This window comes from uncultured Brachyspira sp., assembly GCF_944390595.1.
GTDB lineage: Bacteria > Spirochaetota > Brachyspiria > Brachyspirales > Brachyspiraceae > Brachyspira.
In genome coordinates, this window is record NZ_CALXRN010000128.1 from 1 (window position 1) to 14,470 (window position 14,470).

Below are 14,470 nucleotides of genomic sequence, written 5' to 3' on the forward strand. Positions count from 1 at the left end.
ATAAATATAAAGGCGTTGATAATATAGAATATTTGATAAGAACAAATCCTACATTTAAAAAATTTTCTTCTTACAACAATATAGATATAGAAGGTGTTTTAGGAATAACAAATTATATATATTATAATGGTAAGCTTGTACCAGAATATAAAACAGGCTTATCTGGTAATTGGACAGTAAAAGTATTAGATAAATCATATTCTTTTAAAGAATTAGAAATAAAATATGACGGTAATTTAGAAAATTTCAAATCTGAAATCAATACTATAATTGGAGATTATGGATGTATAATAGCTCCTAATCACGGAGGAACTATATTTAAAGATGAAATAAATAAACTAGATGAAATTATTAATAATAGTATAATTAAAACAGATATTTTTGAAAATGGTGAATATATAGGAGATAAAGAAGAAAGCAAATATTTAAATGAAACTTTTATAATATATCAAATTTATGAAATAAAATAATAAAACCTTACAGTATAATTAATAAATAAAAAAATTATGCTGTAAGGTTATAATTTCATCAGTAAAAATTAATCAAATATACCTTGTCCGAATTTCACACCCAGCTGTACACCCAAATCAAATGAAGCCAAATCTCTGCTGTCAACCATCACTCTTTCAGCACCGCGTAAATCCAATCCGAAATCTGTACCTAAATAAGCTCCTAATAAAAGTGCCACATCATCAGCAACATAGAAAGAATAATCAAATGTAAGCTTAACATAAGTAATTACAGAATTTTTTATAACATCATCTATCTTTGAAGTACTATAATATCCGTAAGTTTTTGTACTTGTATTATCTATCTTTGACTCTGTAGAGTGAGTTAAATATAAAGGCACTTTCACTCCTAATCCTAAACCAAAAGCAAAATTTTTATAATGAAATTTAGGAAGTATTCCTATAGCTAAATTCTCAAATGTATAATATTCTTTAACATCTACTTTTTTTCCTGAAGTATTTTGATAAGAACTTGTTAAACCAAATGAATCATGAGAGTATCCTAAATCAGCCAATAAGCTAATACCTATATCTCCGTCTGATACTAAATATCCGGCTTGTAAATTTACTCCTATATCAAAACCTATTGTACCTGTGCTTTTTTTATAATTGTTCATATACTCAGGTGTAGCCTGAGAAGAATTAAAATTAACATTATAAAAGCTAAAACTTGCTCCTATTGGAATCATTACTCCGAACTGCCATCCGCTCTCTGCAAAAGAGAATTTAGAAAATAATAAGGCACATATTAGTACCGCAAATATTCTTATCTTTTTCATATAAATTTCCTTAACAAATTTTATTTACATTGTAATACTTTACAGAAAATTATCAATAATTTAATTCTATTTTTTTAGCTTCATGCCATAATTTATCCAAATCATAATACTCTCTGCCCTCTTCAGTAAATATATGTATTACCAAAAAACCATAATCAGTTAAGTACCAAAGAGCCTCAGGATCATTATCATTTTCAGCATAAGGCAAAATGCCATCTTCTTTTAACTCTTTATATACAGCATCAGATCCGGCTTTCATCTGAGGAGATGAAGAAGCAGTAGCCAATATAAAATAATCAGATAATGTTGTAACACCTTCCAAATCTAATACAACAATATTTTCTAATTTTTTATCATCTAAAGCTTTTGCCGCTCTTAATGTTAATTCTTTAGCTGTATCTTTATCTATAAATTTCTTTTTAGGCTTTGAATTGTCTTCGTTATTGTGTAATTTCATAATAGTCTTTCCCCAAAATTAATACTGCATTATTTAATACTCTTCTGTCTGTGCTGGCATATACTCTTGTAACCCTGCCCTCATTAGCAACCATAAATGCTTTTTCTATTTGTCCGTCCCTAACAAGAACAACGCTTTCATTCAAATTAGTAGTAAAGTTTCCATATTCTCCAGCAGCAAAACCTCTGTAACGCATCCTAATATTTATCCTGTCAGCAAGTCCTGCAACATCTGTAGCATTTAATACACTTAAATTTACATCCTCATTATTTAAATCACTCTTTTGTGTTTTAAGCTCAACATAAGCTGTTAAATCTTCCATCTGTTTCACAAAAGCACTGCCTTCAAATATAGGAGTTAAAATACCGTTATTATCAAATCTTGCATCTATATTATTTATAATTAATGTTCTTTCATTGCTGTTAGCTAATATATTACAAAATGCTTTCACATCAGGAGGTCTTAAATTACTTTTTATATGAGAGGGTATTGCTTTTACCATATCTTTAGAATGTATTATAGTTCTAAGCTCAGGATTTTGAATCAATCCTATCATAGAATTAACTATAATATCTTCTAATCTATATAAAGTCTCTATATCTTCATATCCTTTCATACGAAGGTAATGTAAATATGCTATAACTTTATTACCAGTAAATAGCCACTCACCTATTCCAAATGAAAGATTATATCCTTTCTCCTCATCTTTAAATTCTATAGGCTCTTCAATATACATTTTAACTCCGCCTATTAAATCTATAATATCAGAAATTGCATTATTATCAATAGTGATTCTATAAGTTATCCGTTTATCAACTGAATTTTCTATAGCTCTAAAAACAGAACTTTCACCGCCGTTTTTATACAAATTTATTAAAGGAACACTTCTAGGAGAATTCTTATTTTCCCATAAAGAAATATTTCTAGGAAGTCCTATTAATCCTATTCTATTATGAAGACTTGATACTATGCCTACATAAGCACCATAAGGCTCATTTTTTTCATCTAAAAATAATAAAGAAAAGTAAATAGGCTCATCTTTCTTTTTAGCTATATCAAGACTGCTTATGAAAAAATAATAAAGTATAAAAATCAATAAACAGCTGGCAGATATTATAGATACAGTGATCAATATAGTAGCTCTTTTATTAGCATGACTTATGGTTTTTAATGCTTTATCATCATTATTATTCTTTTTGTTAATACTATTCATACTCTATATAATATATTATGTTAAGTGAGTTGTCAAATAACTTAATGCTAATTTTTCCATTAACCTATTGAAATTGTTATACTTTAGTAATATAATAAAAATACTGTAATTTTTATGGATGTATTTATGAAAATTTTTAGAAAAATGATTTTTATTTTAGGGGTTATTATGGCATTCATATCTATGCATGCAATAATTGCCTACAAAGAACCTAATAAGAAAAAAGATATAAGCAAAGATTATTAAAATATGTTTTTAAATTTAAATAAAAAATTATTATTTTTATTAATACTATCGTTTAGTATTAATGCATATTCAATAACATTTACTATTTTACCTTTTTCAAGTGCAAATGAAGAATGGATAACTGAATATAAAGTAGATGACGGAATGCCTAGAGTATTAGAAGAATCTATAGTCAATACTAAAATGTTTGATGTTACAGATTATGACCTTTTAATATCATATTTTACATCATACGATATTGTAATGTCATACAAAAGTCTAATAACTAATTTGCAGATAGCATCAAATTTTATAAAAGAAACATTCAATTCCGATTACCTTATCACTGGAGAAGTATTAAATTTTGATTTAAAAAAGGGCGGAAAATACACAGCTAATGTAGAGTTCAAAGTTGATTTAATGGATATTAACTCTTTAAAAATAGTGAAGTCATTTATTGAAAAAGGAAGCTATACATTGCCAAGCAGCAGTCAAATATATTCATCTGAAGACGCTTTATTTAATGAAACGGCATTGGGACAAGCATCTATAACAGCATTCAATAAAATAGCTAATAGCATTGCTGATTATTTTAACAATCCTCCACTAACAGGAGTTATAACAAGAATAGAAGATAAAAAATTATATATAAATCTTGGTAAAAAAAATAATATTAAAAACGGAGATGAATTTAATATATACAAAGTGGATAAAGTATTAGAAATGCCTACAAATGAAATATCTCCTTCGACAAATATAAGCAATATACCTAAAACATATTTTGAAACTAATAATACAAGGGCATATGTCGGAATTAGAAGCAATGAAAAAGGAGATGTTTGGTATACAAGCGAGATGCTCTATAAATACAGATATTATAAAAATATTGAAAGTTTTGTAGCATCTGCAAAAGTAATAGAATTATACGAAAATTATGCAGTACTGGAAAATAATAGCGGACAAAATATTGAAGTAATGATGAAAGTGAAAATCAAGGAGTAATAAACTTATATGATAGCAAAACAAAATGTAATATACAATGAAATAGAAAAAGATGATTATTTTATTTATATAGATCAAAAAACTAATAAGGGAATATTCACACCTTATTATAAAGGAAGCAGAAACAGTTTTTTATATGATTTTAAATTAGATATATGCAGAACATTCCATAAAAATCCTAGAACTTACTCTATTATAGATTTATCATTAGACGGAACAAAAATAATGACTATATCTGTTACATCAAATGATTCAAAAAACAATGTATTTAAAATAATAGAAATTGGAACTAATAAAGTATTATTAGAAATATCTGATATGTATGTATATGAAGCATATTTTACTTCAAATCCTAGATATATATTTATTAGAGCAAGTGAATTTAATAAAATTAGTGTATTCGTATATGATATAGAAACAAAAAAAATTGTTTATTTATTAAAAGAGAACATTTTTATAAAGAACGGATGTTTCAATGAAAATAGAAGTATATTTACATATGCTTATACTTCAGAAAATAAAACAATTAGTCATTTAAACTTTGGCTCTTTAACAGACACAAAAGAAGAAATAGGATATTCTGATATTAAAATATCCCAAATTTTTAAAGCAGCTGATAATGATTTGCTTTTATTAGATAACAATGAATCCGTATCTTTATATAGCAGCAAAAAAATTATATGGAAAATACAGTTTCTTTCATTTTTGAACCATTATAAGGGCGGATTTTTCTATATGAAAGATGATAATAAGATATATTTAGATACTCCGGCAATAATACAGGAAAAATTATCCGACATAAAAAATGATGATATGGTATTATACAGTATAGATGCATATTCTGGAAATATTAATGCTATACCGCTTCCTGCAAAAATAAAATATAAAAAATTTACTAAGATGTTTGATTATAGAATAATAGATGCTTCCGGAAATATATTTGATATAAAAACCAGAAATGCATATTCATTCCCGATTCAATCATATAAGTAATTAACATAATTATTTTATTGATTTAAAAAATAATTGTTATATAATATTCTTATGAAAAATTATATTATATTATTAATTGTGATGAGCTTTATGGTTCTAATATCTTGTGATGAATCAGAAGCGAAAAGCGAAAAGATAAGTGTTGCTTATACAAATAATAATGATAACGCAGCATATCAAACTAGAGAGCTTACAGAAAGGGAATATCATGTACTTATAAATAAAGGTACTGAAATACCATTTACTGGAGACCTTTTAAATGTGAAAGAAGATGGTATATACACATGTAAAATATGCGGTACACCTTTATTCCATTCTGAAGCTAAATTTAACTCTGGTACTGGATGGCCTAGTTTTGATGACGCTATAGTAGAAAACATCAAACTAGTAAAGGATGGAAGTAGAGTTGAAGTGGTATGTGCCAATTGCGGAGGCCATATGGGGCATGTATTCTATAATGAAGGATTTACTGAAAAACAGACAAGATATTGTATAAACTCTGTTTCTCTAAACTTTGTTAATAAATTTACAAATGAAAACTCTACAAACCAAAAATAAAGGGATTTATATAATAAAAGGAGTTATATGGTAAAAAAAATAACAATAATTACACTGTCTTTACTATCTATAATATCTTGCTCTAAAAAATTAAATAGTCAAAATATTAATACAAAGGATAATGAAGTGAAAAATCAAATATCAGAAATTCCAGAGAATGCAAAATACGCTTATTTTTCTTCCGGATGTTTTTGGGGAACTGAATATTGGTTTGAAAAATCTAAAGGTGTATTTTCTGTTGTAAGCGGATATGCAGGAGGACATAAAGCAAATCCTACATATCAAGAAGTTTGCACTGGACTTACAGGACATCTAGAAACTGTTAAAGTCGGCTATGATCCTAAAAAAACTACTTATGAAGAATTAGTAAAACTATTCTTTGAAACTCATGACTTTACTCAAAAGAATGGGCAGGGTCCTGATATAGGTTCGCAGTATTTATCAGCAATTTTTTATCAAAATGAAGAAGAAAAAGAAATAGCTGAAAAATATGTTGCAATGCTTAGAGAAAGAAATTATGATGTGGCTACTACAATAAGAGAATATAAAAACTTTTATGAGGCAGAAGATTATCATCAAAATTACTATGCTAAAAAGGGTGCTATGCCATATTGTCATTTCTATACAAAACTATTTTAAAATTTAATTAAAGGATTAAAAGAATGAAAAGAGGCTCTGTAAAATGGGTCTCTTTTTTAATTTTTTCTTTTTAAAGTTATTATAACAACTTCAGGATATGCAAATAATCTAAGAGGAAATAAAACAGCACCTATCCCTGATGTAACATAAACTTTCATTGGCCCATAGTTCATAATACCGTAAATGGCAGGTAAAAGAGGATATTCCCTATTCTTATTAAGTCCTTCCCAAACCCACATAGGAAGAAAACTTATTTGAAGTCCATGAGTATGACCTGACAAAAAGAAATCTATTAATTCGCTGTATCCGCCTTCCTTAGCAAGTTTTAGCGGAATATTAGGCTCATGCGATAAAAGTATATGAAAATCATTAGAAGAAACATTGCTCGTTGCTATATCAAATCTTACATCATCAGTTAAATAATCTCCAACTCCTCCTATTGATATATACTCGCCGCTTTCATTTGTAATAAATAAAATACTATTATCCATTACTTTAAATCCATTATTATATAATGAATTTGAAACATCTTCTGTACTTTCCCAATTATCATGATTTCCTAAAACAGCATATTTTCCATATTTAGCTTCCAAACCTTTTATACCATTATTGAATTTCTCACTATTTTCTTTTTTATAAGCATGAAACCAACGAGGAGAAGTGTATATATAATCGCCTGCAAATAATATCATATCAGGTTTTGATTCCATTATCATATCTGACATTTTTCTAACTTGACTCTCAGGTATATAAAGCCCGGCATGCATATCTGCAGCAAATGCAATTTTTATATTATCAAAATTTTCAGGTAAATCTTTAAACTCTATAGTAATTGCTCTAACTCTTATAGAATGTGCTGTGTTATACATGTATATATTAATAAGCACGATAATTATAATAACTGCTAAAAATATTATTTTATTTTTCTTAGATATATTTTTAAAAAATTTCATCTTAGATTACCCTTAAATATTATCATTATAATTCGATATTAAAAGCGACAATATGAATGATAATAACACTACACAAATTGTAAACAATAAAAATTTAAAGCTAAATAACATAAAAAAGTATATTATTAACATTGATATTATTATAGAAATCAATAAAGATATTATAAATGAAGTATATAATATATTCTTTATATTTAATGAATCAATAAATTTTCTTAATCGTCTGTAAAAAATAGATAACACAGATGAAGATAATAAAGAAAGAGAAAATGCCAAAATTATTATAAATAAAATAATAATATTTTTAATAGAAATATTATTTTTTATATCCGGTTTTAATATTTCTAAACCATACTCATTTATAACAGAGCTTTCATTCAAACTTGAATAAATATTTTTATTCTCAGAAAACACTATTATGCTTTCATTATAAGGAGATTTATCTCCTTCTTTTAAATATATAAAACTATTCATAGCTTCTGAATCGCCTATAATATCATAATTTTTATCTTTCAAATCATAAATTCCTGCAACATAAAAATATGCTGTTTCAAGCCATCCTCTTGAGGCTTTTGCTATTAATGATAAAGCATCTCCAACTTTTAAATCTAAATAATTAGCCAACTCTTTTCCTACAATAATTTCCTTCTTTGGGCTTTCAAACATTACACCTTCTATAATAATATTTGATACGCTCATACCATTTTCCAATATATTATTATCATAGGTATAAACTCTTGAGCCAATACTTCCTGTTCTTATAACTACCCCAACCGGAAAACTTAATACTCTTTCTATCTCAGCATATTTATCATAAGAGTTAATCTCTTTAATTAAAATATTTGTTATATTATCATTGCTATTTATAGAATCTATTGAACCATTAAATAAAAAAGTATTTTTAGATGTATTTGCTTTTACTATTCTTATGATAGTTTCTTCATTTCCTTCTGAAACAGTATTTTGTCCATCATTAATGAATCCTAAAAATGATAAATATAATACTACCAATGCTATCGTATAAGTAAATGCCATACCAAATATAATCAATATGTTTTTCTTTTTATTATATTCTTCATCTTTTTTAACAAACATTTTCTCCAATAAGAAATATTTAAGATTAGCAGATAAAACAGAAACTATATTAATAATAAGCATGAATATATACATATAATCAAATATAAATTCTTTTTTATAATATAGTTTGAGAATTATTATATATATAATGAATGACACTGCAAAACCAATAAAAGAAAATAATATTTTACTTTTTAATAATTTATCATAATCATAAAATGTATGCGAATTGATAAACATAAATACGGCAAATAAAACAAATAAATAAGCTATAAGTATATAAATATATAATCTTTTAATACTTGAATTTGTATTATAATCATCTCCAAGAATATCTTTCTTTGAATAAATGCCTACATCATCTCCGAATATTAATTTTATATCATCATTATCATTTTCTAATTTTAAGCCGCTTACATATACTTCTGTTGCTGTATTTTCCAAACCAATAAATGCATTCAAATTATTAATATCTACTAAAGCATAATTATAATCTAAGTTTTCAGAAACTTCTATGATAGTGTATTCTTCCGCATTATAATGACCTGTTTTTGTAATAAGTTTTAATATAACAGTATCATTAGTATTTAAATCCAAAACTGATGCGGTTGATTTACTTATAACAATAGAATTATTTGTATTAAAATTTTTAACCGTACTATCTCCTACAACATTAAAAACTTCTTTATCATTATTCAAATCTATTCCATTTATGATAATTTCTTCTTCACCCAAATACGATATTAAACTAGCTCTGTATTTTAATCTTGCCGTTATAGGATTTGATTTAAATGTTTCTTTTAATTTTTCTATTTTCTCCTTATAGCCGTCTATATAATAAGCATCTAATGCATAATCCCTAACTTCTTTATAATTAGTATTCATTATATTAATATCGCTTAATGATGTATTAGAATCATTATAACTTATATAATTAATACTCCATAATGCGATTAATGTTGCTGCTAATGATATTATAAAAATTAATATATTATTTTTTCTCATAATTTATTTGTACCTAAAATAAAAAGTTAAATATTGTTTATGATTATATCTTAATAAGTTTTTTTGTAAATAGTAAATATATATATGTTTGAGAAATAGAAAAGAATGCTGAACATTTATATGATTATTAGTTTTAAATGTAGTACAAATAAAATTAATAATTAAAATATTACAAATGAATATAATTATAATAATGATGTAATTCTGTTGGTATCAAAACCTATAATTTTTGTAACTATAAGAAATGTATATATTTTATCTTTTTCAATACCAGGTCTATCTTCCAAATAGCCCTCAACTTGAAGATAAATTTTTGTAGGCTCTTCAAAATTAAAACTTATAAATTCTCTTTCAAGATTAAAATACTCTCTTTCCATAGCAATTTGAAAATTACTTGAAGTGGCATAATCTGTAAATACCGCTGAATCTGCTAAATATATAAAATCGCCTTCAAATACTTTTAATACAGGCTCAGGTTTATTTTGAGTTTCATCATTCTTTTTTACACTGCATGAAATAAAAATTATAAATATAATTAATAATGAATATAGCCTTTTCATTATTTTTACCCTTAAAAAAATAATAAAAAAGCTGAGGATAAATTATTTCTTTTATCCCCAGCTCATAACTTTTAAAAATTAAAATAATGGTGCTGTTTTATTAGTATCAAAACCTATTATTTTTGTAACTATTAAAAACATATTTGTAGTGCCTTCTTCCATACCAGGTCTTTCTTCTAAATAGCCTTCAACTTTTAGATTAACTTTAGTAGGTTCAGCAAAATTAAAACCTGTATATTCTCTTTCTAAGTTAATATACTCTCCTTCCATAGCTACAGGATAAGTTTTCATTTCTGTGTAATTGCTGAAATTAGCAGAATCGGCATAGTAAACAAAATCTCCTTCAAAAGTTTGAGTATTTGCATTTAATTGAGTTTCTGCAGATGCATTAGTTTCAGGTGCTGCATTAGTATCTGAAGCAGTATTTTGAGTGCTTTCTGTATTATTAGAACATGAAATTGCAAGCACAAAAATGATTAATAATAAATAGATTTTTTTCATTTTTACCCTCTTTTGTATATTGTTTGTTTTATGTAAAACAGAATAATATAAAATTAGTAATAATTTTTTTGTAATTTTTTTATACATTTAAACAATTAATCTAATTTTCTCATTTGAGGGAAAAGAATAGTATCTCTAATGCTCGCAACATTCAAGAATAATATAGCCATTCTGTCAATACCTATTCCAAGTCCGCCTGTAGGAGGAAGTCCGTATTCCAAAGCATTAATATAATCTAAATCCATATCCATAGTTTCATCTTCACCGCGTGCCTTAGCTTTTAATTGCTCTTCAAATCTTTCTTTTTGATCTATAGGGTCATTAAGCTCACTGAATCCGTTAGACATCTCCATTCCGCCGATAAATAATTCGTATCTTTCTGTAATATCCGGATTATTAGGATAAGATTTTGAAAGAGGTGAAACTGATTTAGGATAATTAATAACAAATGTAGGCTGTATTAATTTTTCTTCAACTTTTTCTTCAAATACTGCAACCATTACTTCCCATTTAGTAGGTTTAGTTTTTGAAGTATCTATTTCCACACCTACTGACTTAGCTTTTTCTAATGCTTCATCATCTGACTGTATAGCATTGAAATCAAGTCCTGAATGCTCTTTAACCAAATCAACCATAGGCACTCTTGCAAACGGAGGTTTAAAATTAATCTCATAATCTTTATATTGAGAAGTATATTTTCCATTCAATTTAAAACATACTTTTGAAAATACTTCTTCTACCAATTCCATAACTTTGTGGAAATTAGCATAAGCCATATATGCTTCCATCATTGTAAACTCTGGATTATGTCTTGTGGATATACCTTCATTGCGGAAATTTCTATTAAGTTCAAATACTCTATCGAAACCGCCTACAACTAACCTTTTCAAATAAAGCTCCGGTGCTATTCTTAAATATAAAGTCATATCCAAAGTATTATGATGTGTAACAAAAGGCTTAGCCTTAGCTCCTCCGATTAAAGGATGCATCATAGGAGTTTCTACTTCCAAAAAATTATTTTCTATCATAACTTCTCTTATAGCAGAAACCATTTTTGAACGTTTAATAAATGCTTCTTTTACATCATCATTCATTATTAAATCAACATATCTTTGTCTGTAGCGAAGCTCTGTATCTGTTAAGCCATGAAATTTTTCAGGCAATGGATTAAGTGATTTAGTAAGAAGTTTTAATTCATTTGCATATATAGTTATTTCACCTGTTTTAGTTTTAAAAACAGTACCTTTTACACCTACAATATCGCCTATATCTATTAATTTTTTAAATACTGTATTATAAAATTCATCTCCTACCTTATCTTTTTGTATATAGGCCTGAATTGTTCCTGATGCATCTTTTATAGTTAAAAATGAAGATTTACCCATTACTCTGTAAAGCATAATTCTTCCAGCAATGGCAACTTCAGTTTCATTCTTTTCCAACTCTTCAAATTTCTCTGCTATATCCTTTGATTTATAAGTTACATCATAACTGTTTGGAAACGGATTAATTCCCATACCTCTTAATGTGTTTAACTTTTCTTTTCTGTTTTCTTTTTCTGCATTTTTTTCTACACTAGTATTTTTTTCATTTTGTGTATTTTCAGAATTATTTTGATTTTCTGACATTAAATTATCCTTCTTAAATTATTTGTTATATGAAAAACATTATATAAATATATATTAAAAATAAAAAAAATTCTATAAAAAAATAATATTTGTATATTATATTTTAAATGCTGTTATCTATCTAAATTTATTTTTTGTTTTATAAAAGATACAAATTCAAACTTTCTATCAATCAATTGCCCTATTACACCTATAGTCTTACCCATAGTAAAAGCATCAAGCACAGTTCCTATACCAAGTCCTTTAATATGACCTAAAAAAACAAATGTAAGTATTGCTGTTGTAAAAAGACATACCACATCAAATATTATTTTTATTTTAGAATATTTAACATTAATAATAGATGATAATTCTCTAGGAAATAAATCAGTAGGAATTATAGGCAGCTGGCATCTATTTGATAATGCTATTCCAAATGCAAGTATAAAATAACTTACAGCAAAATATATAATTCTGCTTACGATAGTTAAAGGAAGATGATTAATCCATAATCCGTGTATATCAACAAATTTTCCAAAACAAAAACCAACAACAAAACTAAATAAATATTCTCCTACAAATTTTCTTCTTAATATCATAAGTATTAATACAAGTAAAGTTTGAAAAATATACGTAAAAGTCCCTAATGATATATTTGGTATTACCTCAGAAAAAGCATAAGGTACACTTGAAATTGCTGATATACCAGAACCGGAATAAAGCATCAAAACAACACCAAAACTATTCATAATAACTACCCAAATTAATGCTAATTCACCGCTTATTATAAAATGCTTATTTTGATTATGAAATGAAAAATCATTTTCTGCAATCATAGATTTATCCTTTTTAATTTTAACAGATATATTATATAGCTAATTATATATTAATCAATAATTTTTATAGGTACTCTATATATAACAATACCTACACAATAGTGTAGGTATTGTTAGTCAATTCATTCATTCTTCTAAATAATTAGATATATCTTGATATTCATTGATTATTAAATAATATTCTTCATCATCCAAAAAAGTATAAATAATATGCAGCAGCTCTGATAATTTCTCCATACTTTGCCTCCATTTGTAACCTACCCCGCATTTATGTTTCCTTTATCTCTATACTATAAAGATAATAAATTAATTAAGAAAAACAATAACTTTTTAAAAAATTAAAAATATATTGTATGTACAGTTAATAAAATTTCAAAAATGATAAGAATTAACATTTACTTATAATTTTATTATGTATATGGTAAAGATACTATATATTTAAATAAAATTTTAGATAACTTTATAATTACAGTATTATTTTTTAAGAAGTATAAAGTAAAAATCACAGATAAAAGTTGTAAATATAGAGGGTGGGATTTTTTAATAAAATTGCAAAATATAAAAAAGAATATAGAATAATAAAAAAGAATAAGGAAACATAATAATGAAATATAAGCCTCAAACCAAAGAAGAATTAAAAAAATTGGTAGAAGATGAAAGTATTTATTTGGGTGATATAGATACAAGTTTAATTACTGATATGAGCATTCTTTTTTATGAAAGTTTAAGGAAAGATTTTAAAGGTATTGAGAAATGGGATACTTCAAATGTTAAAAATATGCAGAATATGTTTAGTAATGCTGTATATTTTAATCATAATATAGAAAAGTGGAATGTATCTAAAGTTGAAAATATGGGGGCTATGTTTTTAAGATGCCTTGATTTTAATCAGCCTCTTAATGATTGGAATGTTTCCGATGTAAAGGATATGAGTGCTATGTTTGCTTTGGCTGAAAGTTTTAATATGCCTCTTAATAAATGGAATACTTGTAATGTTTTTGATATGAGAGCAATGTTTAATATGGCTTTAAATTTCAATTAGGATTTAAATAATTGGGATACTTCTAATGTTGAAAATATGAATGGTATGTTTTCGCAAGCAAAGAATTTTAATCAGCCTCTTGATAAATGGAATACTTCAAAAGTTATAAATATGGAAGTTATGTTTTATTATGCTTTGAGTTTCAATCAGAATATAAATTCTTGGAATGTAAGCGAAGTTAAGTATATGAATGATATGTTTTTTGCAGCAGAAAGTTTTAATCAGCCAATAGAAAATTGGAATATTAATAAATATTGTGATATTAAAGATATTTTTTCAAGTTCTTATAATAATATGAAATCAATATTGAAAATTTATTTTATTGCTAAAGGTAATTATAAAAAACAATTGCTTTCTATGCTTGAAAACTGCAATATAAAAGAAGTGTATAAAGAAGTTTTGAAATATAATAAATTAAAAGATTTTATAAAGAAATTAGAAAATATTTATTATGAAGAATTAAAAGAACTTATTGAAAATAAAAAAAATATTTTAAATGAATATAAACAAAAAT

Annotated in this window: 16 protein-coding genes; 7 read left to right on the forward strand and 9 right to left on the reverse strand. The window is 25.7% G+C overall.

Features of this window, described 5'->3' with window-relative positions; all coding sequences use genetic code 11:
• Positions 1-470 (forward strand): hypothetical protein (locus tag Q0J90_RS07295; protein ID WP_297277277.1); only part of this gene is annotated, 470 nt, incomplete at its 5' end.
• Positions 471-538: 68 nt separating this feature from the next.
• Here the strand turns inward: Q0J90_RS07295 and Q0J90_RS07300 are convergent.
• Genes Q0J90_RS07300 through Q0J90_RS07310 form a run of 3 tightly spaced genes read right to left on the reverse strand, consistent with a single transcriptional unit; the run spans position 539 to position 2,958 of the window.
• Positions 539-1,288 (reverse strand): hypothetical protein, encoded by a 750-nt coding sequence (locus Q0J90_RS07300; RefSeq protein WP_297277278.1) that lies wholly within the window; start codon positions 1,286-1,288, stop codon positions 539-541.
• A gap of 52 nt (positions 1,289-1,340) precedes the next feature.
• Entirely contained in the window at positions 1,341-1,745 is a 405-nt protein-coding gene (gene rsfS, locus Q0J90_RS07305; RefSeq protein ID WP_297277279.1) for a ribosome silencing factor, read from the reverse strand.
• Positions 1,729-2,958 (reverse strand): LCP family protein, encoded by a 1,230-nt coding sequence (locus tag Q0J90_RS07310; RefSeq protein ID WP_297277280.1) that lies wholly within the window; start codon positions 2,956-2,958, stop codon positions 1,729-1,731. Before Q0J90_RS07310 ends, rsfS begins: the two co-directional genes overlap by 17 nt.
• Before the next feature lie 249 nt (positions 2,959-3,207).
• Between Q0J90_RS07310 and Q0J90_RS07315 the strand changes: the two genes are divergently transcribed.
• From Q0J90_RS07315 to msrA, 4 genes are read left to right on the forward strand one after another with little or no spacing between them, the layout of a single operon-like run.
• Positions 3,208-4,185 (forward strand): hypothetical protein, encoded by a 978-nt coding sequence (locus tag Q0J90_RS07315; RefSeq protein WP_297277281.1) that lies wholly within the window; start codon positions 3,208-3,210, stop codon positions 4,183-4,185.
• Positions 4,186-4,194: 9 nt separating this feature from the next.
• Entirely contained in the window at positions 4,195-5,178 is a 984-nt protein-coding gene (locus Q0J90_RS07320) for a hypothetical protein (protein ID WP_297277282.1), read from the forward strand.
• 51 nt (positions 5,179-5,229) lie between these two features.
• Complete coding sequence (gene msrB / locus Q0J90_RS07325) at positions 5,230-5,736, forward strand: peptide-methionine (R)-S-oxide reductase MsrB (protein WP_297277283.1); 507 nt, start codon at positions 5,230-5,232, stop codon at positions 5,734-5,736.
• 27 nt (positions 5,737-5,763) lie between these two features.
• Positions 5,764-6,375 carry a peptide-methionine (S)-S-oxide reductase MsrA gene (msrA, locus tag Q0J90_RS07330; RefSeq protein ID WP_297277284.1) on the forward strand — a complete coding sequence of 204 codons (612 nt, stop codon included), beginning with the start codon at positions 5,764-5,766 and terminating at the stop codon, positions 6,373-6,375.
• Between the two features lie 56 nt (positions 6,376-6,431).
• Here msrA and Q0J90_RS07335 read toward each other — a convergent pair whose 3' ends face one another.
• The 6 genes from Q0J90_RS07335 to Q0J90_RS07360 all read right to left on the reverse strand — a co-directional run bounded on the left by Q0J90_RS07335 (position 6,432) and on the right by Q0J90_RS07360 (position 12,914).
• Positions 6,432-7,328 carry a metallophosphoesterase gene (locus Q0J90_RS07335; protein ID WP_297277285.1) on the reverse strand — a complete coding sequence of 299 codons (897 nt, stop codon included), beginning with the start codon at positions 7,326-7,328 and terminating at the stop codon, positions 6,432-6,434.
• Positions 7,329-7,340: 12 nt separating this feature from the next.
• Positions 7,341-9,410 (reverse strand): hypothetical protein, encoded by a 2,070-nt coding sequence (locus Q0J90_RS07340; protein ID WP_297277286.1) that lies wholly within the window; start codon positions 9,408-9,410, stop codon positions 7,341-7,343.
• A gap of 185 nt (positions 9,411-9,595) precedes the next feature.
• Positions 9,596-9,970: a copper homeostasis protein gene (locus tag Q0J90_RS07345; RefSeq protein ID WP_297277287.1), complete on the reverse strand. Its 375-nt coding sequence runs from the start codon at positions 9,968-9,970 to the stop codon at positions 9,596-9,598.
• Between the two features lie 78 nt (positions 9,971-10,048).
• Complete coding sequence (locus tag Q0J90_RS07350) at positions 10,049-10,471, reverse strand: copper homeostasis protein (RefSeq protein WP_297277288.1); 423 nt, start codon at positions 10,469-10,471, stop codon at positions 10,049-10,051.
• 95 nt (positions 10,472-10,566) lie between these two features.
• Positions 10,567-12,099: a lysine--tRNA ligase gene (gene lysS, locus Q0J90_RS07355; RefSeq protein WP_297277289.1), complete on the reverse strand. Its 1,533-nt coding sequence runs from the start codon at positions 12,097-12,099 to the stop codon at positions 10,567-10,569.
• 113 nt (positions 12,100-12,212) lie between these two features.
• Positions 12,213-12,914, reverse strand: coding sequence for a DUF6198 family protein (locus Q0J90_RS07360; protein WP_297277290.1), 702 nt, complete (start codon positions 12,912-12,914; stop codon positions 12,213-12,215).
• A gap of 604 nt (positions 12,915-13,518) precedes the next feature.
• Here Q0J90_RS07360 and Q0J90_RS07365 point away from each other — a divergent pair.
• Both Q0J90_RS07365 and Q0J90_RS07370 read left to right on the forward strand, forming a co-directional pair.
• The gene (locus Q0J90_RS07365) at positions 13,519-13,956 is read left to right on the forward strand and encodes a BspA family leucine-rich repeat surface protein (protein ID WP_297277291.1); all 438 of its coding nucleotides are present in this window, start codon (positions 13,519-13,521) and stop codon (positions 13,954-13,956) included.
• A 36-nt stretch (positions 13,957-13,992) separates the two neighbouring features.
• The coding region (locus tag Q0J90_RS07370) for a BspA family leucine-rich repeat surface protein (protein WP_297277292.1) at positions 13,993-14,470 on the forward strand (478 nt) is incomplete at its 3' end.